Origin of the sequence: Nonomuraea sp. NPDC050478 (genome assembly GCF_044458265.1) — a bacterium.
GTDB lineage: Bacteria > Actinomycetota > Actinomycetes > Streptosporangiales > Streptosporangiaceae > Nonomuraea > Nonomuraea ferruginea.
The window spans coordinates 415,906-439,849 of the sequence record NZ_JBITHT010000003.1 but is presented as its reverse complement, the minus strand read 5'-3'; the positions used below and the strand labels follow the sequence as shown (position 1 = coordinate 439,849).

Annotated in this window: 24 protein-coding genes; 17 read left to right on the top strand and 7 right to left on the bottom strand. The window is 72.6% G+C overall.

The annotated features are described in order from the left end of the window. Nucleotides 1-28: 28 nt before the first annotated feature. A complete protein-coding gene (locus ACIBF7_RS16510) occupies nucleotides 29-967 on the top strand; it encodes a diacylglycerol kinase family protein (RefSeq protein WP_148030588.1) in 939 nt (312 codons plus the stop codon). A 7-nt stretch (nucleotides 968-974) separates the two neighbouring features. Here the strand turns inward: ACIBF7_RS16510 and ACIBF7_RS16505 are convergent, their stop codons facing one another. Continuing rightward, complete coding sequence (locus tag ACIBF7_RS16505) at nucleotides 975-1,724, bottom strand: SWIM zinc finger family protein (protein ID WP_397197478.1); 750 nt, start codon at nucleotides 1,722-1,724, stop codon at nucleotides 975-977. Nucleotide 1,725: 1 nt separating this feature from the next. Next, a complete protein-coding gene (locus tag ACIBF7_RS16500; protein ID WP_271278298.1) occupies nucleotides 1,726-4,626 on the bottom strand; it encodes a DEAD/DEAH box helicase in 2,901 nt (966 codons plus the stop codon). 113 nt (nucleotides 4,627-4,739) lie between these two features. Here ACIBF7_RS16500 and ACIBF7_RS16495 point away from each other — a divergent pair, with 113 nt between their 5' ends. The 13 genes from ACIBF7_RS16495 to ACIBF7_RS16435 all read left to right on the top strand — a co-directional run bounded on the left by ACIBF7_RS16495 (nucleotide 4,740) and on the right by ACIBF7_RS16435 (nucleotide 15,782). Next, entirely contained in the window at nucleotides 4,740-5,783 is a 1,044-nt protein-coding gene (locus ACIBF7_RS16495) for a questin oxidase family protein (RefSeq protein WP_219545421.1), read from the top strand. 22 nt (nucleotides 5,784-5,805) lie between these two features. Beyond that, nucleotides 5,806-5,970, top strand: coding sequence for a hypothetical protein (locus ACIBF7_RS16490; protein ID WP_187281066.1), 165 nt, complete (start codon nucleotides 5,806-5,808; stop codon nucleotides 5,968-5,970). A 132-nt stretch (nucleotides 5,971-6,102) separates the two neighbouring features. Further along, nucleotides 6,103-6,483 (top strand): phage holin family protein, encoded by a 381-nt coding sequence (locus tag ACIBF7_RS16485; protein ID WP_148030592.1) that lies wholly within the window; start codon nucleotides 6,103-6,105, stop codon nucleotides 6,481-6,483. Further along, nucleotides 6,480-7,256 carry a DUF3618 domain-containing protein gene (locus ACIBF7_RS16480; protein ID WP_148030593.1) on the top strand — a complete coding sequence of 259 codons (777 nt, stop codon included), beginning with the start codon at nucleotides 6,480-6,482 and terminating at the stop codon, nucleotides 7,254-7,256. The genes ACIBF7_RS16485 and ACIBF7_RS16480 overlap by 4 nt, the downstream gene beginning before the upstream one ends. Nucleotide 7,257: 1 nt before the next feature. Beyond that, nucleotides 7,258-8,193, top strand: coding sequence for a YihY/virulence factor BrkB family protein (locus ACIBF7_RS16475; protein ID WP_397197476.1), 936 nt, complete (start codon nucleotides 7,258-7,260; stop codon nucleotides 8,191-8,193). 50 nt (nucleotides 8,194-8,243) lie between these two features. Further along, on the top strand, nucleotides 8,244-8,657 hold the full coding sequence (locus tag ACIBF7_RS16470; protein WP_148030595.1) for an HIT family protein: 414 nt from the start codon (nucleotides 8,244-8,246) through the stop codon (nucleotides 8,655-8,657). A 3-nt stretch (nucleotides 8,658-8,660) separates the two neighbouring features. Further along, nucleotides 8,661-9,839: a sensor histidine kinase gene (locus ACIBF7_RS16465; RefSeq protein WP_271280225.1), complete on the top strand. Its 1,179-nt coding sequence runs from the start codon at nucleotides 8,661-8,663 to the stop codon at nucleotides 9,837-9,839. 33 nt (nucleotides 9,840-9,872) lie between these two features. Continuing rightward, nucleotides 9,873-10,622 carry a LytTR family DNA-binding domain-containing protein gene (locus tag ACIBF7_RS16460; RefSeq protein WP_148030597.1) on the top strand — a complete coding sequence of 250 codons (750 nt, stop codon included), beginning with the start codon at nucleotides 9,873-9,875 and terminating at the stop codon, nucleotides 10,620-10,622. A 57-nt stretch (nucleotides 10,623-10,679) separates the two neighbouring features. Further along, nucleotides 10,680-11,060 (top strand): hypothetical protein, encoded by a 381-nt coding sequence (locus ACIBF7_RS16455; protein ID WP_148030598.1) that lies wholly within the window; start codon nucleotides 10,680-10,682, stop codon nucleotides 11,058-11,060. Beyond that, nucleotides 11,057-12,544 (top strand): cation acetate symporter, encoded by a 1,488-nt coding sequence (locus ACIBF7_RS16450; protein ID WP_397197475.1) that lies wholly within the window; start codon nucleotides 11,057-11,059, stop codon nucleotides 12,542-12,544. The genes ACIBF7_RS16455 and ACIBF7_RS16450 overlap by 4 nt, the downstream gene beginning before the upstream one ends. Nucleotides 12,545-12,582: 38 nt before the next feature. After that, nucleotides 12,583-13,017 carry a GNAT family N-acetyltransferase gene (locus ACIBF7_RS16445; RefSeq protein WP_397197474.1) on the top strand — a complete coding sequence of 145 codons (435 nt, stop codon included), beginning with the start codon at nucleotides 12,583-12,585 and terminating at the stop codon, nucleotides 13,015-13,017. 64 nt (nucleotides 13,018-13,081) lie between these two features. Further along, nucleotides 13,082-14,776 carry a hypothetical protein gene (locus tag ACIBF7_RS16440; RefSeq protein WP_397197473.1) on the top strand — a complete coding sequence of 565 codons (1,695 nt, stop codon included), beginning with the start codon at nucleotides 13,082-13,084 and terminating at the stop codon, nucleotides 14,774-14,776. Beyond that, nucleotides 14,769-15,782 carry an SseB family protein gene (locus tag ACIBF7_RS16435; RefSeq protein ID WP_397197471.1) on the top strand — a complete coding sequence of 338 codons (1,014 nt, stop codon included), beginning with the start codon at nucleotides 14,769-14,771 and terminating at the stop codon, nucleotides 15,780-15,782. The genes ACIBF7_RS16440 and ACIBF7_RS16435 overlap by 8 nt, the downstream gene beginning before the upstream one ends. Here ACIBF7_RS16435 and ACIBF7_RS16430 read toward each other — a convergent pair. Then, nucleotides 15,779-16,768 carry a LacI family DNA-binding transcriptional regulator gene (locus ACIBF7_RS16430; protein ID WP_397197470.1) on the bottom strand — a complete coding sequence of 330 codons (990 nt, stop codon included), beginning with the start codon at nucleotides 16,766-16,768 and terminating at the stop codon, nucleotides 15,779-15,781. The two genes, ACIBF7_RS16435 and ACIBF7_RS16430, sit on opposite strands and share 4 nt — an antisense overlap. 11 nt (nucleotides 16,769-16,779) lie before the next feature. Here ACIBF7_RS16430 and ACIBF7_RS16425 point away from each other — a divergent pair, with 11 nt between their 5' ends. From ACIBF7_RS16425 to ACIBF7_RS16415, 3 genes are all read left to right on the top strand, one after another. Beyond that, nucleotides 16,780-17,940, top strand: coding sequence for a trans-sulfuration enzyme family protein (locus ACIBF7_RS16425; RefSeq protein ID WP_397197469.1), 1,161 nt, complete (start codon nucleotides 16,780-16,782; stop codon nucleotides 17,938-17,940). 214 nt (nucleotides 17,941-18,154) lie between these two features. Continuing rightward, a complete protein-coding gene (locus ACIBF7_RS16420; protein WP_261808443.1) occupies nucleotides 18,155-18,484 on the top strand; it encodes a DUF485 domain-containing protein in 330 nt (109 codons plus the stop codon). Next, on the top strand, nucleotides 18,481-20,100 hold the full coding sequence (locus ACIBF7_RS16415; protein WP_148030603.1) for a cation acetate symporter: 1,620 nt from the start codon (nucleotides 18,481-18,483) through the stop codon (nucleotides 20,098-20,100). The genes ACIBF7_RS16420 and ACIBF7_RS16415 overlap by 4 nt, the downstream gene beginning before the upstream one ends. Nucleotides 20,101-20,158: 58 nt before the next feature. Here ACIBF7_RS16415 and ACIBF7_RS16410 read toward each other — a convergent pair whose 3' ends face one another. From ACIBF7_RS16410 to ACIBF7_RS16395, 4 genes are read right to left on the bottom strand one after another with little or no spacing between them, the layout of a single operon-like run. Continuing rightward, nucleotides 20,159-20,743: an ATP/GTP-binding protein gene (locus ACIBF7_RS16410; protein WP_148030604.1), complete on the bottom strand. Its 585-nt coding sequence runs from the start codon at nucleotides 20,741-20,743 to the stop codon at nucleotides 20,159-20,161. Then, complete coding sequence (locus tag ACIBF7_RS16405) at nucleotides 20,724-21,101, bottom strand: DUF742 domain-containing protein (RefSeq protein WP_148030605.1); 378 nt, start codon at nucleotides 21,099-21,101, stop codon at nucleotides 20,724-20,726. The genes ACIBF7_RS16410 and ACIBF7_RS16405 overlap by 20 nt, the downstream gene beginning before the upstream one ends. Continuing rightward, nucleotides 21,098-21,517 carry a roadblock/LC7 domain-containing protein gene (locus ACIBF7_RS16400; RefSeq protein ID WP_148030606.1) on the bottom strand — a complete coding sequence of 140 codons (420 nt, stop codon included), beginning with the start codon at nucleotides 21,515-21,517 and terminating at the stop codon, nucleotides 21,098-21,100. The genes ACIBF7_RS16405 and ACIBF7_RS16400 overlap by 4 nt, the downstream gene beginning before the upstream one ends. Further along, complete coding sequence (locus ACIBF7_RS16395; RefSeq protein WP_148030607.1) at nucleotides 21,514-23,862, bottom strand: nitrate- and nitrite sensing domain-containing protein; 2,349 nt, start codon at nucleotides 23,860-23,862, stop codon at nucleotides 21,514-21,516. The genes ACIBF7_RS16400 and ACIBF7_RS16395 overlap by 4 nt, the downstream gene beginning before the upstream one ends. Between the last annotated feature and the right edge of the window lie 82 nt (nucleotides 23,863-23,944).

Genomic DNA, 23,944 nt, shown 5'->3' with positions numbered 1-23,944 from the left:
GGGGCTTCTGGACCTACGATTGATGACCATGAGCGAACTGCGCACCAAGGCCGAGCACACCGCGGCGATCCTCAAGGATCGCCGTGTGGCAGTGGTGATCAACACTCGCTCACGACGCGGCCGCCGCCACTACTTCGAGGTGATCGAGCAGGTCCACGAGCTGGGCTTCGAGCCGCTGGCCGAGATCGGCGTCTACAACCCGAAACGGCTGCGCGAGCTGCTCGACACGGCCCTGGCGACGGGGCCCGACCTGCTGATCGTCGGCGGCGGCGACGGCACGCTCTCCTCCGCCGTGCGCCACGTCGCCCACCGCGACGTGGCGCTCGGCGTCCTGCCGCTCGGCACCACCAACAACTTCGCCCGCAGCCTCGGCCTGCCGCTCGACCTCTCGGGCGCGATCCGGGTGTTCGCCACCGGCAAGGTGGCCGACATCGACCTCGGCATGGCCGACGACCGGCCGTTCGCCAACCTGGCCAGCTTCGGGGTGTCGGTGGAGGTGGCGGGCAAGGTCAGGCCGTGGCTGAAGCGGTGGGTGGGCCGGCCCGCCTACCCGCTGACCGCGCTCACGATCCTGCCCGGCCACCGCCCGTTCCGGGCCTACATCACGGTCGACGGGCAGCGCCACGAGCTCCTCACCCACCAGCTCAACATCGCCAACGGCCGCTTCCACGGCGGCTGGCAGGTGGCCCGCGACATCAGCATCGACGACGGCATGCTCGTCGCCTACCAGCTCGGCTCGGGCAAGAAGCTGCGGCTGCTGGTCGAGACGCTCGCCCGCGCCACCACGGGCCGGTGGCGGAGCCTGGCCGGCGGCCCCTTCGTGACCGGGCGGGAGATGCTGCTGGAGACCGACCCGCCGATGGCCGCCGACGTCGACGGCGAGGTGCGGCTCCGCACCCCGATCAGGCTCCGCGTGGTGCCCAACGGCGTACGCGTCATGGTCCCGGCCGACTTCGAGGACCGCTGACCCCGGCTCACTCACCCAGCCAGCGGTAGGCGACGCCGAGCGGGGCGGCCAGGTCCGCGGGCGGCGGGAAGAGCCGGGGGAGCAGGTCCGAGCCCGCCGGGCGGCGCTCCGGCGGGTGCGCGCTGCCGCCCGGCGTGTAGAAGTCCGCCAGCCGCTCCGCGAACGGCACGTCCGCCACCGCCGGGACGCCCGCGGCGGGCCGGGCGGCGAGCGAGCCCAGCAGCTCCGCGCGCCCCCGCCCGCGCCACGCCAGCACCAGGAACGGGTCCTCGTCGAACGACTCCGCCAGCAGGTACAGCACCGCCGACACGTGCTTGCACGGGAACCCCCAGTCGGGACACGAGCAGTCCATGCCGAGATCGCGCGGGAACAGGTCGACGCCGACCGAGGCGAACAGCTCCTCGATCTCCTCCGGCATCTCCCCGGCCAGCAGCTTGGCCCGGTAGACCGCCTGCTCGGCGATCGCCGACTCCAGCGTCTCCCAGCGCTCCTCGCCGTACGCCTCGATCGCGATCGTCACCTCGTACGGGGTGCGCCGCGAACCCTGCACGGCGGCCGACACCAGGCCGGGCGACAGGTCGATGGACAGCACCTGCCCGGCTCTGGCGTAGCCGCGCCCGCGTGAGAGCCTGCCCCGGTCGCAGACGCGCTCCAGGATGTCGATGAACCGCCGCGACCACCACGCCGACCCGATCGAGCCGCGCCTCGACCGGGCGCGGAGGCCGCCCTCGACCTTGATCGGGGTCCCGTACCGCATCTCAGGCCACCGCCTCCGAAGTCAGCCGGAACACCTCGCGCAGCTCCCGCGTCGACAGGTCCGTCAGCCAGTCCTCGCCGGTGCCCACCACCCGCTCGGCCAGCGCCTTCTTGCGCTCCATCAGCTCGTCGACCCGCTCCTCCAGCGTGCCGGCGCAGATCAGCTTGCGGACCTGCACGTTCTTGCGCTGGCCGATGCGGAAGGCGCGGTCGGTGGCCTGGTCCTCGACGGCCGGGTTCCACCAGCGGTCGACGTGGACGACGTGACTGGCGGCGGTCAGGTTGAGCCCCACGCCCGCCGCCCTGAGCGACAGCAGGAACAGCATCGGCTCGCCGTCCTCCTGGAAGCGGTCGACCAGCCGGTCGCGGGCCTTCTTCGGCAGGCCGCCGTGCAGCCAGAGCACCGGCCGGTCCAGCCGCCGCGCCAGGTAGGGCTGGAGCATGGCGCCGAACTCGGTGTACTGGGTGAACACCAGCGCCTTCTCGCCCTCGGCCAGGATCTCCTCGGCGAGCTGCTCCAGCCGCTGCAGCTTGCCCGACCTGCCGGCCAGCCTGGAGCCGTCCTTGAGCAGGTGGGCCGGGTGGTTGCAGACCTGCTTGAGCTTGGCCACGGTCGCCAGCACCAGCCCGCGCCGCTCGATCCCCTCACTGCCGTCGATCTTGCCCAGCATGTCGTCCACGACCGCCTGGTAGAGCGACGCCTGCTCGGTGGTGAGCGGGCACCACTCCTTGATCTCCAGCTTCTCCGGCAGGTCGCTGATCACCGACTTGTCGGTCTTGACGCGCCGCAGGATGAACGGCCCGGTCGCCCGTCTGAGCGCGTGCGCCGCCTCCTCGTCCTGCCGGGCCTCGATCGGCTCCTGGAACCGCTCCCTGAACCCGGCCCGCGTCCCCAGCAGCCCCTGGTTGGCGAACTCCATGATCGACCAGAGCTCGGCCAGGTGGTTCTCCACCGGGGTCCCGGTCAGCGCCAGCCGCTGCGCCGCCGGGATCGCCCGGACCGCCCTGGCCTGGAGCGTGCCGCTGTTCTTGATCGCCTGCGCCTCGTCGCACACCACCCGCCGCCAGGAGACCTCGCGCAGCGCCTCCAGGTCCCGCTGCGCCGTGCCGTACGTGGTGAGGACCAGGTCGGCGCCGGCGATGAGCGCGGGGTCGCGGCCGGGGCCGTGGTGGGTGTACACGCGCAGGCCCGGCGCGAACCGGGCCGCCTCCCGCTGCCAGTTGCCCAGCAGCGACATCGGGCACACCAGCAGCGTCGGCCCCGTCCCCTCGTGGACCAGCAGCGCCAGGGTGGTGATCGTCTTGCCCAGCCCCATGTCGTCGGCCAGGATCCCGCCCAGCCCCAGCTCCGACAGGAAGCTCAGCCAGGCCAGCCCCCGCTCCTGGTACGGGCGGAGCGTCGCGTCGATGCCCGCGGGCGTGCCGATCGGCCGCAGCCGCCGCTCCGCCTCGCCGGACAGCAGGTCGCCGAGCACCCCGTCGGCGTCCACCTCCAGCAGCGGCAGCTCGCCGTCGCCCCGGACCACCTGCCGCAGCAGGTCGGCCGCCGGGGCCTCACCGGCCCGCTCGCCGCCGACCACCCGCAGCGCGGCCGCCAGCTGCCGTTCGTCCAGCTCCACCCACCGGCCGCGCACCCGGACCAGCGGCACCTTCAACCGGGCCAGCTCGGCCAGTTCCTCCTCGCCGATCGTCTCCCCGGCCACGGCCAGGTCGACCCGGAAGCCGACCAGCTCGCGCAGCCCCAGCCCCTGCCCGGCCACCGCCCCCGGGTCCTTGCTCCTGGCCGTCACCTTCAGCCCCAGCCGGTTCCGCCCGGCCCAGCGGGGGAGCAGCACCCCGAACCCGGCGGCCTGCAGCAGCGGCGCCGCCTCCCTGAGGAACCCGAACGCGCCCGCGGTGTCGAGCACCAGCTCGCCCGGCTCGGCCACGCGCAGCGCCCGCTCCAGCTCCGGATAGAGCCGCACCGCCCGGCCGAGCCCGGCCAGCAGCTCCCGCTCCGCCGCCGGCACCCCGGCCACCGGCTCCCCGCGCCACACCCGCACGGCGGGCACGTACAGGCTCGGGTCCTCCACCCCCTGCAGAGCCAGCTCCACCCGCCACCCCGCGTCGAGGTCACGGTCGGCCTCGTCCTCCTCGACCGGCTCGACCAGCCGGAAGCACACCCGCGCGGCGCCCTCGGCGCTCACCACCGTCTCGCGCCACCGGTCCAGCTCCTCGCGCAGACCCGGCACGTCGGGGCACGAGCCGTCGGGGCCGGTCAGGGCGGCCAGCCACCGCTCGCGCGCCGTCACCGCCCGCTCGACGAGCGGCTCGGGCAGCGCCTCACGGACCAGCGCGTCGGTGAACGCCCCGAGCGCCTCCCACAGCACCTCCCCGGACGGCCGCTCCACCTCCGAGGTACGGGACGCGGGCGGCATCGCCAGGGCCAGCTCCCTGAAGTACGCCGCGTCACCCCGGGTGACCACCGGCTCCCAGACCGCACGGCAGGCGCCGCCGGGAGCCGCCACCAGCCGCGGGACCACCCGGCCGCGCCGTACCAGGTCGCGGGCGAACCCGGCGGCGGCCGCCCAGTGACGGACGGTGGCGCTGCCGTCGCAGGCGTCCACCACCCGCAGGGCGGCCGAGACGGGCGGCACCACGGCGGGCACCCGCCACACCCGCAACCGGGGCCGCGTCGCGGTCGCGGGCCGCCCCGTCTCGGGCGAGGGCATCGGCTCCTTCGCCGTCCCGGGCAGCAGCAGCGCCAGCTCCGGCTCGTCCCCGCCGTCGACGCCGAGCGCCTCCCGCAGCGCGGGGACCGGCGCGGCGAACGGATGCCGGCCGGGCCCGCCCGCAGCCCGCGCGGGCTGCTCCGCCCAGAAGGCCAGCCCTTCTCCCGCCCACACCCCGTGTACGACCAGCACCCCGGCAGGTTACCCGCCGGAGCTCCGGCGATCCGTCATAGGACGAACGGAGGAGGGCGCCTAGGTCCATGGACCGAGGCGCGGCGGGGGCGGGCGGGGCTAGCGTCGGGTGCATGGACGACAGCGGCACCCTGGAAGAGGCGTTCGAGCGGCTGCACCGCACCGGCCCCGAGTTCGACGGCTGGCTGAGCAACCACGGCCCGATGGCGGTCGAGTCGATGGTCAGGCGCGGGCACGCCCGCGAGGTCCACCGCTGGCTGGACGCCTACACCGCCCGCCTGGAGGAGGCTCCCGGCGGCACCCGCGCGATCGGGGACGACTGGCGTGAAGCGCTGGGCGACCCGCGACGGCTCGGCGACTGGCTGCGGTTCTTCGAGCGGGAGACGAAGGAACGGCCGTGGCGGGCCGTGCTGGAGGAGTGGTGGCCGCGGCTGCTGCCCGGCATCGCGGCCGGGGCGACCCACGGCGTCATCCGCACCGGCCACGCGGTCCACGCCCTGCTGGAGCTGGAGGACGGGCCGCGGCTCGCCGAGCTGGGGCAGGCGCTCGGCTACTGGGCGGCACGCTGGCAGCCCGTGGCCGGAGCGGCCCCGCCATCCGGCACGGAGACGCCGTCGGGCGCGCTGGCCGGGGTGCCGCGGGTGGCCGACCAGAGCCGGGACATCGACCACCGGCTCCGCCAGCTCGCCGGCACCGGCGGCTGGGAGCCGTCGGTCGCCGCGCTGGCCCCGGCCTCGGGCGCCGGCGAGGCCAGGGACCGGCTCGCCGCGCTGGCCGACGCCGCCACCCTGCGCTATCTCACCCACGCGCACGGCTCGCCCGTCATGCTGATCCACTCGGCGACCGCCCCCACGGCGGTGCTCCGCACGCTGCCCGCCCTGCCCGCCTCCCTCTGGGTGCCGAGCCTCGACGCGGCGTGGGCCGCCGCCGCCGCGGTCACGGCCGCGTACGGGCCCGCGGGGCCGGTGACCGGGCGGGAGCTGCCCGCCGCGCCCGGCTCCGCGCAGGAGGCGTTCGACCGGGCCGTCGCGCACGGCGACGAGCACGTGATCAAGCTGGCCGACACCGCGCTGGACGTGTACGAACGCACCGCCGACCCGGACGCCCTCGCGGCGGTCGTGCGCGCGTCCCGCTCCATTCAGCCGCTGAAAGCGTGATGCCCGGTTGTACAGTGGAAGTATGAATCCTCCCGGATCGTGGTGTGAGCGGCCCAAGCCGCAGGCTCCCTCGTGCGAGCTCCCCTCTCCGTGGAGCAAGCCGAAGCAGCCCGCCAACTGGTGCGAGGCGCCCGCCTCGCCCGTCGTACGGGTCGTCGGCTTCCTGCTGCGCGCCGCCAAGCGCTGAGAGAGCCCGCGCGGCCCGAGCGGTCGCGCGGCTTCTCGCTGCCCGGAATCCGCGCTGATCACCGGCCTGAAGGGTCGTGATAGAAGGCGGTATAGGTGGGTAGGCGCACTCCTCGACGGAGGAGGCGACGTCGTGAACGACACCCAGAAACTAGTCAGCGATCTGTCCGAGCAGGTCTCCCGGCTCGTCAGGGACGAGCTCCGGCTGGCCAAGCTCGAACTCACGCGCAAGGGCAAGCGCGCCGGCCTCGGCGCCGGCATCGTGGGCGCCGCGGGCATCGTCGGGCTCTTCGGCGGCGCCGTGCTCGTGGCGGCCGTCGTGATGCTGCTCGCGCTCGTCATGCCCGCCTGGCTGGCGGCCGCGATCGTGGCCGTGGTGCTGCTCGCGACCGCGGCGGTGCTGGGCCTGGCCGGCAAGAAGCAGGTCCAGCAGGCCACCCCGCCCGTTCCCAGGGAGACGATCGCCAGCGTGAAGGCCGACATCGGCGCGGTCAGGGAGGGAGCACACCGATGAGTGAGACGAACCCGGGATACTCCGACGACCAGTACGCGGGCGACGTGGGTTCACGCAGGGCGACGGTCGGCACCCCGACGGACCCCGAATCCATCAACGTGCCCGTCACGCGGGGCGGCGCGGCCGAGAACGCGCACGAGGCGGAGCTCCGCCGCGAGCCGCACGAGACGTTCATCCCCGAGGGGCCGGAGCCGGACGACCGCGCGGAGGCGATCCACTCCCGCGCCGTGGAGGAGGAGTCGCTGCGCGGCGGCGGCACGCGGGTCCCCGAGTCGACCACTCCCTACCAGGACCGGGGCTCCATCGCGACGCCGCTCACCGACCGCGCGCGCCGGGCCGCCGTGAGCGGGGACGAAGAGGAACAGGTCCGCGAGAGCATCAGGGAGACCCGCCGCGAGCTCGGCGAGACCGTGAGCGCGCTGGCCCACAAGGTGGACGTCAAGAGCCGGGCGGCCGAGGCGGCCGAGTCGGCCAAGGAGCGCGCCGCCGCGATGGTCGGCACCGCCAAGGCCAAGGCGGCCGAGATGAGCGGCACGGCGAAGGCCAGGGCCGGCGAGATGGGCGGCACCGCGAAGACCCGAGCGGCCGAGATGGGCGGGACCGCCAGGGTCAGGGCGGCCGAGATGTCCGGCAGGGCACTCGAACTGAAGGACAAGGCACGGGAGAACGCCGCCGGCAACGACTACCTGCGGCCGGTCCTGGGATTCGCGGTCGCCGGCGCGGTGGTCGCGCTGATCCTCCGCCGTGCCGACCGGCGCCGCCGGGGTCTATGACGTGACACCCCCCGAGACCCCCGCCGAGCTGACGGGCCGGTCCTGGTGGCGCGTCGTCAGGCGCACGGCCGTGGAGTTCAAGAACGACCGCGTCCAGGACCTGGCCGCGTCGCTCACCTACTACGCGGTGCTGTCCATCTTCCCCGCCCTGATCGTGTTCGTGTCGCTGCTCGGCCTGTCCGGCCAGCAGAACGCGAGCACGCTCTTCGGGAACGTGGTCACGCTGGCCCCCGCCGAGGTGCGCGACCTGCTGACCCAGGGCCTGCAGGGCGTCCAGCAGGCGAGCCGGCCGGGCCTGGCGGCGATCCTCGGCCTGGCCGTCGCGCTGTGGTCCTCGTCCGGTTACATCGCGGCGTTCATCAGGGCCTGCAACGAGATCTACGACATCGACGAGGGCCGCCCGTTCTACAAGCTCACCCCGCTCCGGCTCGGCCTCACGATCATGCTGATGGTCCTGCTGGCCGCCGCCGCCGTCGCCGTCACGCTGACCGGCGACCTGTCCCGCCTCGCCGGTGAGGCGCTCGGCCTGGGCGAGACCGCGGTGACCGTCTGGAACGTGGCCAAGTGGCCGGTGCTCGCGCTGATCGCGGTCGGCCTGATCATGGTGCTGTACTGGGCCGCGCCGAACGTGCGCCAGCCCGGGGTGCGCTGGCTGACGCCCGGCGGGCTGCTGGCGGTCGTCCTGTGGCTGATCGTCTCGACCGGTTTCGCCGTGTACGTGGCCAACTTCGGCTCCTACAACAAGACGTACGGGACGCTCGCCACGGTCGTGGTCTTCCTGATCTGGCTGTGGCTGTCGAACATGGCGCTGCTGTTCGGCGCCGAGCTGGACGCCGAGCTGATCAGGGAGCGCCGGGTGGCCGAGGGGAAGCCCGCCGAGCAGGAGCCGTACGCCGTCCCCAGGGACCCGCCCAAGCCCGATTCGCTGCCCGGGTGACCGTGCGGAGACAGGCGACCCCGGCGACGGCCGTGGAGTAGGGTGCGCCGGTGAGCACCGATCTGTTCTGCGAGATCATCGCCGGGGAGCGGCCCGCCACCCTGGTCCACGAGGACGAGGTGGCCGTCTCGTTCCTCGACGCCCGCCCGGTCTTCAAGGGCCACGTGCTCGTCGTGCCGCGGGCGCACATCGAGACGCTGGCCGACCTCGCCGACGTCGGCCCCTTCTTCGACCGGGTCCGCGCCATGGCCGGCGCCGTCGAGGAGGGCCTGGGCGCGGGCGGCACCTTCGTCGCGATGAACAACCGCGTCAGCCAGAGCGTCCCCCACCTGCACGTGCACGTCGTCCCGCGCAACCCCAAGGACGGCCTGCGCGGCTTCTTCTGGCCGCGCACCAAGTACGCCTCCCCCGAGGAGGCGCAGGACTACGCCGGACGCGTCGCCGGCGCGCTCACCGCGGGCTGAGCCGTGGAGCTCCTGGTCGGCATCGCGGTCGTGGCGGCGATCGTCGCCGTGCCCGCGATCGTGCTGTGGCGGGTCCTGCGCGGCCGGCGCGAGCTCGGCACCAGCCCGGCCGAGCGCGCCACGTTCGAGACCCTGCACACGGCCTCGCTCGCCGGCCCGCCGCTGCGCGCCGGCCTCACCGCCGACGGCGCCGACCGCGCCTCGCGCCACCTGCGCCGGCTGCTCGGCTCGCCCGCGCTGGCGATCACCGACGGCGAGCGGCTGCTGGTGTACGACGGCGAGGGCGAGCACCACGCGGGGGAGGCGTTCGAGCACGCCCGCGCGACGCTCGAAGACGGTCGCACGCAGGTGCTGAGCATCTCCTGCGACCTGCTCGAATGCCCGATCAGGCAGGCCGTGGTGGTGCCGCTGACCACCGACGACCGGGTCGTCGGCACGCTCGCCGCCTACGGCCAGCACGCCTCCGCCGGGCTGGTCCGCGCCGCCCAGGAGGTGGCGGGCTGGGTCGACTCCCAGCTGGAGCTGGCCGAGCTCGACCGCTCCCGCACGCTGCTGATGGAGGCCGAGGTGCGGGCGCTGCGCGCGCAGATCTCGCCACACTTCATCTACAACTCCCTCACCACGATCGCCTCGTTCGTCCGCACCGACCCGGAGCGGGCCAGGGAGCTGCTGCTGGAGTTCGCCGACTTCACCCGCTACTCCTTCCGACGGCACGGCGAGTTCACCACGCTCGCCGAGGAGCTGCGCTCCATCGACCGCTACCTGATCCTGGAGCGCGCCCGCTTCGGCGACCAGCTCCAGGTGACGCTGCGCATCGCGCCGGAGGTGCTGCCGGTCGCGGTGCCGTTCCTGTGCCTGCAGCCGCTCGTCGAGAACGCCGTCCGGCACGGCCTGGAGAGCAAGGACGGCGTCGGCCGCATCGCGATCATGGCGGAGGACGCCGGCGCCGAGTGCCGCATCAGCGTCGAGGACGACGGCCTCGGCATGGACCCCGACAGGCTGCGGCGCATCCTCGCAGGTGAGATCATGCCGGCGGGCGGCGTCGGGCTGGCCAACGTCGACCTGCGGCTGCGTCAGGTGTACGGCGACGAGTACGGGCTGGTCGTCGAGACGGGCCGCGGAGCGGGCACGAAGGTCAACGTCAGGTTGCCGAAATATCACCCAGGCGTCTCAGCCCGTTGACCTGGATCTTTGTTGTCGGTTTTATCACTGTACATGGCGCAACTTCGGGTGCTCGCGGTGGACGACGAACTTCCCGCCCTGGAAGATCTCTCCTACTTGCTCCGCGCCGACCCACGGATCGGCGAGGTGGCCACCGCCCGCGACGGGGCCGCCGCGCTGCGCCTGCTGGACCGGGCCATCGCCGAAGGCCGGCCGATCGACGCGGTCTTCCTCGACATCAGGATGCGCGGCCTCGACGGGGTGGTGCTGGGCAGGCTGCTGTCCCAGTTCGCCAACCCGCCGCGGGTGGTGTTCGTGACCGCGTACGAGGAGCACGCCGTCGACGCCTTCGAGATCAAGGCCGAGGACTACCTGCTCAAACCCGTGCGCCCGGAACGCCTGGCCGAGGCGATCAGACGGGTCGCGGTCTCGGCCGACGTGCCCGTCGACGGCGCCGAGACCGACACGATCCCGGTCGAGCTGGGCGGCGTGACCCGGTTCGTGTCCAGTGCCGACGTCATCTACGTGGAGGCGCACGGCGACTACGCCCGCCTGCACACCGCCACCGGCAGCCACCTCGTGCGCATCCCGCTGGCCACGCTGGAGGAGCGGTGGGCGGCGGCCGGGTTCGTCCGCGTGCACCGCAGCCACCTGGTCGCGGTCAAGCACATCGTCGAGCTGCACATCGACTCCGGCCGGTGCACGGTCCGCGTCGGTGACACCGAGATCCCCGTCAGCCGCCGCCACACCCGTGAGCTGCGCGACCTCCTCGTCCGCCGAGCCCGGCGGCACAGGCCCGAATGAGCCGCGCCAGGGAAGGGGAGATCCTATTGAGCCACTGCCCCAGGAGACGTCAGACCTGTGAGCCCTGAACCCCGTCCCGGCCGCCGGGTGGCGGTCACCAGCCCCCACACCGCCGCCACGCGCAGACCCCGCTTCCCGGCGACCCGGGAGATCGACGAGCAGACGGACCTCGGCGAGGTCTACATGCGCTCGCTGCTGCGCACCCAGTTCCGGCTGGCCATGTTCGTCTGCACCGTGCTGGCCTGCGTGGTGTGCGGGCTGCCGCTGCTGTTCCTGCTCATCCCCGAGCTCGCCGAGGTCGACGTGCTCGGGATCCCGCTGCCGTGGGCCGTGCTGGCGGGGCTGATCTACCCGGCCTTCGTCATCGGGGCCTGGCTGTACGTGCGCCAGGCCGAGCGCAACGAGCGCCACTTCGCCGACCTGGTCGACCGTCAGTGAGCCTGGCCGCCGTCCTCATCGTCGTGGTGGCGACCGTGCTCATCGGCGCGTTCGGCATCCGCGTCTCCCGCACGACCTCCGACTTCTACGTCGCCTCCCGCACCGTCAGCCCGCTGTGGAACGCCTCGGCGATCGGCGGCGAGTATCTGTCGGCGGCGTCGTTCCTGGGCGTCGCCGGGCTCATCCTGTCGTACGGCGTCGACATGCTGTGGCTGCCGGTCGGCTGGACCGGCGGCTACCTGGTGCTGCTCGTGCTGGTGTCGGCGCCGCTGCGCCGCTCGGGAGCCTACACGCTGCCCGACTTCGCCGAGGCCCGGCTCGAGTCCATGATGGTACGGCGCACCGCCAGCGTGCTCGTGGTGCTCATCGGCTGGCTGTACCTCATGCCGCAGTTCCAGAGCGCGGGCCTGGTGCTGCGGACGATCACCGGGGCGCCGGTGTGGGCGGGCGGGCTGCTGGTCGCCGGCGTGGTGGTGCTCAACGTGCTGTCGGGCGGGATGCGGTCCATCACGTTCGTGCAGGCGTTCCAGTACTGGCTCAAGCTGACCGCGCTGGCCGTGCCGGTGGTGTTCCTGCTGCTCGCCTGGCGGGCCGACGGGGCGCCCCCGCTGAGCGCGGAGGACACCGAACTCTGGCTCACCCCGCTGGGCGGGCCCAGGGAGTACGGGGTGTACTCGACGTACTCCCTGATCCTGGCCACCTTCCTGGGCACGATGGGGCTGCCGCACGTGCTCGTCCGCTTCTACACCAACCCCGACGGCCGGGCCGCCCGCCGCACCACGCTCGTCGTGCTGTCGCTGCTCGGCGCCTTCTACCTGCTGCCGGCCGTGTACGGCTGGCTCGGCCGGCTGTACGCGCCCGACCTGGTCCGCACGGACACCGTGGTGCTGACGCTGCCCTCCCGGATGATCGGCGGCACCCTCGGCGACCTGCTGACCGCGCTCGTCACCGCCGGAGCGTTCGCCGCGTTCCTGTCCACCTCCTCCGGGCTGACCGTCTCCGTGGCCGGCGTGATCGCGCAGGACCTGCTCAAGGGCGGGGTGCGCTCGTTCAGGATCGCCACGCTGATGGCGGTCGCGGTGCCGCTGGCGCTGGCCCTGTGGGCGCGGGCGCTGCCGGTGGCCGACGTGGTCGGGCTGGCGTTCGCGGTGGCCGCCTCGTCGTTCTGCCCGCTGCTGGTGCTCGGCATCTGGTGGCGAAGACTGTCCACGACCGGCGCGCTGGCGGGGCTGTTCGCCGGCGGCGGGCTGGCCTGCCTCGCGGTGCTCGTCACGATCACCGGCGGCCCGTACGACGGCATGCTGGGCGCCCTGCTGGCCCAGCCCGCCGCGTGGACCGTGCCGATCGCGTTCCTGGTCATGGTGGTGGTGTCGTTTGTCACCCAGCACCGCGTGCCCAGGAGCGTGGCCAGGATCATGGTCCGCCTGCACACCCCGGAGAACCTCGACCTCGACCGCGGCGACTGGCGTCCCCGTTCCTCCTGACGAGAGGCTGCGCGGATGACGGTTCTAGGCTGGCCCGCATGCTGATCCGTCCCAGAGACCCCGCGGACCTGGACGCCTGTGTCGAGGCGCTCTTCCAGGTCCATGGCGCCGACCGCTATCCGGTGGACTGGCCGGACGACCCCAGAGGCTGGCTGAGCCCGGCCGATCTGGCGTCGGCCTGGATCGCGGCCGAGGCCGGCGCCGTGCTGGGCCACGTCGGTCTCACCCGGGACGGTGAGGTCACCCGTCTGTTCGTGACCCCGGCGGCGCGCGGGCGCGGCCTGGCCGCCGGGCTGCTGGGCTCGGTCCGTGCCGCCGTGCGCGGGCCGCTGAAGCTGGAGGTCTCCGCCGAAGGCGAGGCGGCCATCGCGTTCTACGAGCGGTCGGGCTGGCGCAGGGTGCGCAGCAGCCGTGCCGACTGGATCAACGCCGCCGGTGAGCCGGCGCTGCTCCACCACTACGTGAGCCCGTAGCGGCAAGCCCATAGAAATCGGGCATATCGCCGGGCGATCGTCGCGTGGCCCTCCTACGCTCGGCTTGTCCACCGACAGGCGGGGGTACGCCATGGCCACCCCGGACGAGGCCGCGCGGGCGCTGCGCGCCGTCGCCCGCCTGGCCGAGGAGCAGGGCGACGCGCTCGACCGGGCTTTCCGGCTCTTCGGCGACGGTGCGCTGCTCGGCCCCAGGGCCGCCCGATTACACGCCGGCCTGGTGGACCGGTGCACTGAGGTCGGCCAGGCCTTCACCCGGGCCTTCCGCCAGGTCGAACGCCTCGCCACCGCACGCGGCGACCCGTCCCGTGTGCCCGCCCCGCACCCGCGCCGCCCGCCCGTGCCGCTCCGCGAGCCGCCCGGGGGCTTCGTGGGCGGCGACCCCGACCTCATGCAGGCCATCGACGCCGAACTGGCCGAGGTCGCCGAATCCTGGCAGCTTGCCGGTCAGAGCCTGGCGGCGACGCTCGTCCGCGTCGGCCTCGACAGCGCGCCCGGCCAGGACGTCGTCCGCGCCGGCGCCTGGCTGGCCGACCAGCGCCCCGACCTGCGCCGCCGCCGCGCCGACCTGCTCAAGACCACGCCCCAGCCGGAGCCGCCCCCGCGGTCGGCCACCGACCCGGCCACCGACCCGGCGACCACCCCTGGGACCAACCCGGCGACCAACCCGGCGACCAACCCGGCGACCGACACGGCGACCGACCCGGCGACCGACGCGGCGGCCGACCCGGCGACGGACGGGGCGACGGACGGGGCGACGGACAGGGTGACCGGCCCGGCGACGGACGCGGCCACCGGCACGGTGGGTGAGCCGGCGGCCGACGCGGTCACCGACACGCTGGCCCGTGTCGGCGCCTTCTGGGCCGACCAGGTGGACGGCCTCGTGCCCGCCGCGGGCGGCCTCGCCCACCAGTACGCGGAGCGCGTGGCCGTACCCCTGGCCCAGGGCGCCGCCGAAGCCGTCATCGGCGCCGCCCGGTTCGGCTGGGAGCACTCGCTGGGCGGCCTCATCACGAACCCCTCAGGCCCGGTGGAACGCGCACGGGCGGCGTACGACGCGGGCGAGTTCGCGGCCGAGCACCCGCTGGAGTTCGCCAAGTCGGCCGTCGACTGGGAGACGCTGACGGAGAACCCGGCCCGCTGGTTCGGCCGCCTCATCCCCGAGGTCCTGCTCGGGGCCGGCGCGGCCGCCACCCGCGCGGGCCGACTCACCGGCGCGGCCACGCGGGCCGGTCCCCGCCTCCCGGACGGTTCCCCGATCCCCCCGCCCAGGACCGCCGCCGACGGCCCGCCCTTGAGAACCATCCCGATGCGGCGCCAGCACGTGGGGGAGGAGCGCACCGGCGTGCGCTACCTCGACGAGAAGGGGTTGGCGAGCAGACGACTGGTGATCCACGACGGAAAGCTCTACGACGTCTACGGGAGGCCGTTCGACACCACCCGAGCGCATGCCCACTTCTCGGGAAAGGGACGCGCCATCTTCGTGATGGACCGATATGGGAACCTGTACGCGAACTCCAAGCACGTCGTAGGCGAATTCCATCACTCCAGCTTCCTGCGCGGCGGCGAAGTGGCGGCAGCAGGAGACGTTGAAGTGAAAGATGGAGTGCTGAAGGCGATTTCCCGACATAGCGGCCACTACCGCCCAGGTCCCGAGGCTCTACGGCAGGCTATCGACCGCCTGAGAAGTGCCGGAGTCGACTTCACGGGCGTGAGCAAGGAGGGATATACCAGTGGGTGATTTCCCGCCGCCTTGGGGCTGGCGCCGCGTGGTCTGGTCCCTGCTCTATACCGTGCAGTTCAAGCCGGTCCTCGACGACGACCTTGTCGAGTGGAGGGCCCGAGGGCTGGTGCTGGAGCCGTTCAGCGGCTTCGGGCGGGAAGAGCTGTACGAGTCGCTCCAGGAGGCGCTGAGCAGTGAGGAGCCGCTCCTCGATCTGATGCCGGATCCACCGGTACCGCGTAGCGAGCATGACGTCCGCGATTTCCTGCGCCGCGTGCTCGAGCGCATGGAATCCTTGCGACCCTGGCCGGAGCTGCCGTTCCTCGTCATGCGGGGGGACGCGTGGCCTGATCTCGGCGACTGCCGGGAGATCGCCCGGCTGCACCTGGACGAGCACCAGGTCGGGGACCGGCTCCATGCCATTTTCCACCGATCCGACGGCGGCGGCCTCTGGCTGCCGTTGCGCCTCAACTCCGGGGACGAGGTGGCGCTGGTGGAACGTCGGCGGCGGGACCGTCGCGACGTGGCCGTGCTGGCGCGTCCGCGTCCCGGGCGCGCCCCCGAGGACGTCCTGGCGGCGTTCCTGCACGTCACCGGCTTCGTCCCGGAGGAGATCGACGACCTCACGGACGGCCTGAACGCCGCCTCCAGGGGCGGCGCGGGCTCCGGCTGGCTCGCCTACCTGCTGCGGCTGGAGAACTCGATCGCCGCGTTGGCGGGCGAGGAGCCGGTCCGGGTGGGCAGGTCCACCTACGAAGCCTTCCTGCGCACCCGCCTCTACTGCCAGGCCACCGAGAGCCCCGGCGTCGTCGCCGTCGGGCCGCCGGGGGCCGGGCTGGTGCCGGCGTTCACCCTTCCCGAGGCGCTGGCCGCGTTCGCGGCGGCAGGAAAGGACGAGACGGAGCCGCGCTTCTTCTCGGCCACCGGAAAGGACCTGCTCGACCTCATCCCCGAGGGCTACGGCGTGCTGGTCGACCCCGGCACCGCGTACGCCACCGCCTTCGCCGCCGGAGGGCCGGGCTAGGGCGGCGGGATCTCGCCGGAGCCGCGCGCGACCAGCTCCACCGGGATCTTGACCCGGCGGCCCGCACCCGAGCGGTCCAGCAGCAGGTCCACCGCGCCGCGCGCGAGCCGGTCGACGTCGTAGCGGACCACCGTCACGCCGGGGTCGAACACGTCGGCCAGCGCGAAGTCATCGAATCCCACGTACGCGGGGCGTTCCGGGCGTTCGCGCAGCGCCTGCAGGATGCCGATCGCGGCCCGGTTGTTCGCGGCGAAGAAGGCCGTCGGCGGCGAGGGCAGGCCGAGCAGGCGCTCCACCTCGCGGGAGACCCGCCACGGGTCGAACACCCCGCGCACCACCAGGGACTCGTCCAGCGCCGCCCCCAGGGCCGTGCGGTAGCCGGTCGCGCGGTCGTGCACCGAGCTGAGCCCGTCGTCGTCGGAGATGAGCGCGATCCGGCGGTGGCCGCGCGCCAGCAGGTGCTCGGTCGCGATCCGCCCGCCCCTGACGTCGTCCAGCGCCACCACGTCGGCCCCGTCCAGCCCGGGCGGCAGCCGGTCCACGAACACCGCCTCCAGCCCAGGATGCCCGGCCAGCCACGAATGGTCGGCGGGGGAGGGGACGATGATGAGCGAGTCCACGCCCCGCGCGTACATGGACTCCACCAGCATGCGCTCGCGTTCCGGCCGCTCCTCGTAGGAGCCGAACACGACCAGCGCCTCGTGCTCGGCCGCCGCCGCCTCGACCGCCTTGGCCAGCCGGGAGTAGAACTCGTTGGAGATGTTCTCCATGATCAGCCCGAGCGTCAGCATGGTGGCGCCGCGCGCCAGCCGGCTGGCCGCCTCGTTGCGCCGGAAGCCGAGCGCGCTGATCGACGCCCGCACCCGCTGCCGCAGCGCCGCGCTCACGTGCGGCTCCTGGTTGACCACCCGGGAGACGGTCTTGAGGCTCACGCCCGCGTGCCGGGCGACGTCCACCATGGTCGGTTTCCCCGGGGTCGCTGTCATAGTGTCCCCTCATGGACGATGAATGGATCTGCGGACGCCTCGGCGAGGACGAGCCCTGGATGCTGGGCGCGGTCAACCCGCCGATCTTCGAGAACTCGCTGTTCACCTTCCCCAACGCGGCTGAGCTGGGCGAGGCGATCAGGAACGAGGACGAGCGGTACGTCTACTGGCGCGGCACCAACCCCACCGTCGACCTGGCGCAGCGCAAGCTGGCCGCGCTGGAGCGGGCCGAGCGGGCCAAGTGTTTCGCCTCCGGCATGGGCGCGATCTCCGCGACCATCTCCTCGCTGGTGTCGGCGGGCGATCACGTGCTGGTGCTGGGCGCGGTGTACGGGCCGACCACCCAGTTCCTGCGTTACCTGGAGAAGTTCGGCGTGACGCATACGCATGTGGTCGATCTCGACGCGTGTGACAGCGCTATCAAGGACCACACCCGCCTACTCTACTTCGAGTCTCCCTCGTACATGCGGTACGAGATCTTCGACATCCCCGCCGTCACCCGCTGGGCGGCCGGGCACGGCCTGGTCACCGTGATGGACAACACCTGGTCCACCCCGATCTTCCAGAAGCCGCTGACCATGGGCGTGGACCTGGTGGTGCACTCGCTGTCGAAGTACGCGGGCGGCCACAGCGACCTGGTGGGCGGGGTGGTGACGGGCCCGTCCCGGCTGATCAGGCCGCTGGCGCTGACCGAGTACCAGCTCTACGGCGCCGCCATGTCACCGCACGACGCGGCCAAGGTCATCAGGGGCCTGCGCACGCTGCCGGTGCGGATGGCCGCGCACCAGGAGCGCGGGCTGGCGGTGGCGGCGTTCCTGGAGGGCCATCCGGCGGTGCGCCGGGTGAACCACCCCGGGCTGCCCTCGCATCCCGGGCACCGGCTGGCGCTGCGCCAGATGTCGGGCTTCTCCAGCCTGTTCAGCTTCGAGCTGGCCACCGAAGAGCGCGACGAGGTCGCCGCCTTCCTGGACGAGCTGCGCCACTTCCGCGTCGGGGTGTCGTGGGGCGGTTTCGAGAGCCTGGTCAACGCGCCGGCGCTGTCCACCGAGGAGAGCGTGCGGGCGACCATGGGCATCCCGGCAGGGCTGGTGCGGCTCTCGGTCGGCCTGGAACCGGCCGAGACCCTGATCAAGGACCTGGGCGGCGCACTGGAGCGGATGGCAAAGGCCTGACAGCGCTGTCCATCCGCCTGCCGGCTCCCCGGCGAGCGGTGGGACGGTGAAAGGCCGATCTACCGTTCGTCGTACTCAATTGACCATTCACCGCAACGGCTCTCCAGTTGAACGCCGCTCGTCGGCGGCTCGGCGACAGGCGTCGCGCGAGATCTCCACGCGGGGCGCTCCGGGCTCTTACCGTGAGCGTGATCCTCATCACAATGGAGGTCTCGTGACGACCAGAGAACATGACGCGTCCGTCTATGAACAAATGCAGGAGAGCACTGAATTCCAAGAGCTGAAGCGGCGTTTCCGGCGTTGGACGTTCCCCATGACGGTGGCGTTCCTGGCGTGGTACCTGCTGTACGTGGTGCTGTCGGGCTGGGCCCGAGGCTTCATGGGGATCAAGTTGCTCGGTGACATCAATGTCGGGCTGGTCCTGGGCCTGCTCCAGTTCGTGTCCACCTTCTGGATCGCCTGGGCCTACTCCCGCCATGCGGAGAAGAAGCTCGACCCCATCGCCGACAAGCTGCGGCACGAGGTGGAGGAGAAGACTCAGTGAGCTCGACCACCCTCTCCACGATCCTCTTCCTGGCGTTCGTCGCGGCCACCCTCGGCATCACGGTCTGGGCCAGCCGCCAGACCAAGACGGCCGCCGACTACTACGCGGGCGGCCGGTCCTTCAGCGGCGCGCAGAACGGCCTGGCCATCGGCGGCGACTACATGTCGGCGGCCTCCTTCCTGGGCATCGCGGGCATCATCGCGCTGTTCGGCTACGACGGGTTCCTGTACTCCATCGGCTTCCTGGTGGCGTGGCTGGTGGCGCTGCTGCTGGTGGCCGAGCTGATGCGGAACTCCGGCAAGTTCACCATGGCCGACGTGCTCGCCTTCCGGATGAGCCCGCGCCCGGTCCGCACCGCCGCCGGCGTGTCCACCATCGTGGTCAGCATCTTCTACCTGCTGGCCCAGATGGTCGGCGCCGGCGCCCTGGTCGGCCTGCTGCTCGGCGTCACCTCCGAGGCGGGCAAGGTCTGGACGATCGTCGCCGTCGGCGCTCTGATGATCGTGTACGTGGTCTTCGGCGGCATGAAGGGCACCACCTGGGTCCAGATCGTCAAGGCCGTGCTGCTCATGACCGGCGCCGCCCTGGTGACCATCCTGGTGCTCGCCGAGTTCGGCTTCAACCTGTCGGGCCTGCTCGGTCAGGCGGCCGCGACCAGCGGCCCGGGGGCCAACCCCGACAGCTTCCTCAGCCCCGGCCTGAGGTACGGCACCGAGGAGCAGGGCCTGGCCGGCAAGATCGACCTGATCAGCCTCGGCCTCGCGCTCGTGCTCGGCACCGCCGGCCTGCCGCACATCCTCATCCGCTTCTACACGGTCCCGACCGCCAAGGACGCCCGCAAGTCCGTCATGTGGGGCATCGGCATCATCGGCACCTTCTACCTGCTGACGCTCGTGCTCGGCTTCGGCGCCGCCGCCATCGTCGGCCGGGAGGAGATCGTCGCCCAGGATCCGGGAGGCAACACGGCGGCGCCGCTGCTCGCGCTGCGGATCGGCGAGGAGATCTTCGGCTCGGTGGGCGGCACGATCCTGCTGGCCTTCATCGGCGCGGTCGCCTTCGCCACGATCCTCGCGGTGGTGGCGGGCCTCACGCTCGCCTCCTCCTCCAGCTTCGCCCACGACCTGTACGCGCACGTCTTCCGGCGCGGCCAGGCCAGCGAGCGGCAGGAGGTCGTGGTGGCGCGGATCTCCGCCCTGGTCATCGGCGCCGTGGCGATCGGCCTGAGCATCCTCGCGCAGAACCAGAACGTCGCCTTCCTGGTGGCCCTGGCCTTCGCGGTGGCGGCCTCGGGCAACCTGCCGGCGATCCTCTACAGCCTGTTCTGGAAGAGGTTCAACACGGCGGGCGCGGTCAGCGCCATCTACGGCGGTCTCCTCTCCGCCCTGCTGCTGGTCGTCTTCTCGCCGGTCGTCTCCGGCGGAGAGAGGGCCCTGCTCCCCGACGCCGACTTCGCCTGGTTCCCGCTCAGCAACCCGGGCATCATCTCGATCCCGTTCGGCTTCCTGTGCGGCTACCTCGGCACGATCATGAGCAAGGAGTACAACGCCGCCAAGTACGCCGAGATCGAGGTGCGATCCCTCACCGGCGTCGGCGCGGAGAAGGCCGTCAAGCACTAGAACCGCCGAGCGGGCCCGGCCGGGTGGCCGGGCCCGCTCGCACGGGGTCAGCCGAGGGTCAGCCCACCGGCTCCGCGCGCAGCCGCGCCGAGTGCTTCACCAGCGTGATCAGCACCTCGCGGCTGGAGTCGCGCTTGCGCGCGTCGCACATCACGATCGGGATCGACGGGTTGAGCTGCAGTGCCAGCCGCACCTCGGGCAGGTCGTACGAGGGAGCCCCCTCGAAACAGTTGACCGCGACCACGAACGGCGTGCCGCGCCGCTCGAAGTAGTCGACCGAGGGGAAGCAGTCGGCCAGCCGCCGGGTGTCGGCCAGGATGACCGCGCCCAGCGCCCCCTCCGCCAGTTCGTCCCAGACGAACCAGAACCGCTCCTGCCCGGGCGTGCCGAACAGGTAGAGCACGTACTCGTCGTTCAGCGTGATGCGGCCGAAGTCCATCGCCACGGTCGTGGTCCGCTTGGCCTCGACGCTGGACAGGTCGTCCACGCCCACGCTGCGGTCGGTGAGGATCTCCTCGGTGCGCAGCGGCCGGGTCTCGGACACCGCGCCCACCATGGTCGTCTTGCCCGCGCCGAAGCCGCCGGCCACGAGAATCTTGATGGCCCGCGGGAGGCGCGGCCGCTCAGAGCGATCGAAGACCATCGAGCACCGCCCTGTACATCTTCACGTCATGCATGTCCACCTCGGATTGCGGTTCCTGGGCCGAGACGAGCTCCCTGTCGAACAGGTCGCCGAGCAGCACGCGGATGGTGCCCGCGGGCAGGTTCAGATGGGCGGCGATCTCCGCCACGGATTTGGGCTCGCGGCAGAGCCGCAGGATCGACAGGTGCTCCGGGTCCAGCCCGGCGTCCGGGCCGGGCGGCGGGCCGATCGCGAGCGCCATGGAGATGAGGTCGAACCTGCCCCGCGTGGGGGCCGTCCGGCCGCGCGTCACCACGTACGGGCGGATGATCTCCGGGTCGATCCAGTGCTCGTCCGTGGGGCCGTCGGTGGCGCTCACCGTTCCCTCCCCGCCTCGACCTGCGCGGCCTCGACCCGCGCCCCCGAGGTGAGGTACTGGCCGACGCGGGCGACCATCATCGCCATCTCGTAGGCGACGAGGCCGATGTCGGCCTGCTGCCCGCACAGCACGGCCAGGCAGGCGCGCTCGCCGGCCGTGGTGACGATGAGGAACTGGGACTTCCACTCCACCACCGTCTGCTTGACCGGGCCGCCCTTCACGTGCTCGGAGACTCCCTTGGCCAGGCTCTGCAGCCCGGAGGCCACGGCCGACAGGTGCTCGCCGTCGGTGCGTACCAGCCCGGCCGAGGAGGCCATCAGCAGGCCGTCGGAGGACAGCACGATCGCGTGCTCGACGTCGCCGATCCGCCCGACCAGGTCGTCGAGCAGCCAGTTGAGGTCGGTGCCGGGGCTCATGAGTCACCTCCCGGCTGCTCGCCCATCAGCTTGGCGGCCTCGGTCCGGCCGAGACGGGTGCCCGACTGCAGGGATCCCATCATCGCCCGGATCTCCTCCGGCGAACGCTCATCGTCCTCCTCGGTGTCGTCCAGCGTGCTCGGCCCCTCCTCGCGCAGGGCGGGGGCCAGGTTGGCCTGCGGCACGCGCAGCGGCAGGCCTCCGGGGGTGAACTCGGGCTGCTTCGGCTCCACGGTCTCCTCGGACTCGCCGGTCCGCGCGGGCACGGCGCGCGGGGCCGGCTGCTGGTTCGGGGCCTGACGAGGCTGGTCGCGTACGGGCTGGGGCAGGGGCTGCGGCCGCGCCGGATCGGCCGCGACCTTGAGCTGGCGGACGTTGTGCGTCGCGGGCGCGCGCTCCGCCACCGCCACGGCCCTGCGCGGCAGGGCCGGCGACGCCTCGCCCTCGTGCGGATGCGGGTCGGTGTCGACCTCGACGAGGTCCTGCGGCAGCAGCACCACGACCGTCGTCCCCCCGTACGGGGAAGCCTTCAGCCTGACCTGGATGTCGTGCCTCCTGGCCAGCTGGCTCACCACGTACAGGCCCAGCCGTGCGGTGCCCGTGATCCGGAACTCCGGCGGGTCGGCGATGCGCTCGTTCGCCGAGGCCAGGTCCTCCGGCTTCATGCCGAGGCCCCGGTCCTCGATCTCGATCACGTACCCGTTGGCCACGAGCTGCCCGCTGACCTGCACCGCCGTGTACGGCGGGGAGAACGAGACCGCGTTCTCGATCAGCTCGGCGAGCAGGTGGATGACGTCGCCGACGGCGCGGCCGACGAGCACCACGTCGCCCAGCGGCAGGATCGTCACCCGGGTGTAGTCCTCCACCTCGGCCAGCGCGCCGCGCACCACGTTCAGCATCGGCACCGAGCGCCGCCAGGTGCGGGCGGGGGACGAGCCGGACAGGACGATGAGGTTCTCCGCGTTGCGGCGCATCCGGATGGCCAGGTGGTCCAGCCGGAACAGCTCCTTCAGCTCCTCCGGGTCGGTCTCGCGCCGCTCCATCACGTCCAGCACGGTGAGCTGGCGGTGGACCAGGCCCTGCGTCCTGCGGGCCAGGCTGAGCAGGATGTCGCGGATGCTGCGGCGCAGCTCGGCCTGCTCGGCGGCGACGCTGATCGCCGTGTGCTGCACGGCGTTGAACGCCTGGCCCACCTGGCCGATCTCGTTGTCGCCGAAGTCGAGGTCGGGCACCTCCTTCGAGACGTCCACCACCTCGCCGTGGCCGATGCGCTCGACCACGCGCGGCAGCCGCTCGTCCGACAGCTCGTGCGCGGCGTCGCGCAGCTTCCTGAGCTGGGCGAGCAACTGCCTGGTCGTGGTGATCGACAGCACGATCGAGGCGATGACCGCCACCAGGCCGAGGCCGCCGGCCAGGAGGAGCCGGACGACGACGCCGACGGCGATGGGCACGATGCGCTCCGCCAGCCGGTCACCGGCCGCGAGCGTCACCCGCTGCATGTCGGCCAGCGTCGACTCGGTCGCCTTGCGCCACTCCTCGGCGTCCACCGGCAGCGGCCCGACGCGGGGGTCGTGCTGGATGAGCCGCTGCTCCATCGCCTGCACGCGGGTGGCGGGGTCGCTCTTCATCCACCGGTCGAAGGCCGTCCAGTCCTCGTCCGGGAGCTGGGACATGGCCGTGGACAGCGTGTGGCGGAAGACGCCCGCGGTGGTGATGAACTCGGCGTGCTCGTCCGGGGTGAACCCGCCCCTGGCGAAGACGCCCGCCATGAGCGCGTCCCCGCGCGCCAGCCACTCGCGGGAGAGGTGGATCTGCGAAAGGGTCCGTCCGTCCTTGGCGATCTCCTTGTCGTCGAACGCCGCCACCGAGTCGTACATCTGGTAGAGGGAGTCGATCACGTTGTTGTACGGGGCGGCGGCGGCCTGCGCGCCGCCGGCCCGGCCGGAGTCGATCGACTTCCTGCCCTGGTCAAGCTTGGCCAGCTCGGCCCGCACGTCCGCGATGCGCTCCATCAGGGAGTCCTCGGCGGCCAGTGACACGGCGGTGCTGTCGATGGAGGCGGCGAACTCGGCGCGCGCGGCGTCCGTGCGCGCGCGCTGGTCGCGCAGCGCCTTGTCGGCGCCCCTGGACCCCGCGCCGATGCGGGCGATCGTCTGGCGGCGCTCGCGCTGCAGCTCGACGAGCAGCGGCTCGCTCGGCTCGACCACCTGCGAGTCGACGGTGGCGGCCCCGAGCAGGTTGACGCCCTCCCGCAGCGTGACCCAGGCGGCGAACGCCCACAGCAGGATGAGCGACACGATCAGCGCCGTGACCTTCGAGCGGACGCTGGCGTTACGGAAGCGCATCGGGCCCACCCGTCGGAAAAGCGCGGTAAGCATACCTTGTCAAGGCGGCGAAATGGGCAAACCAGGAATCTGACACTCGGGT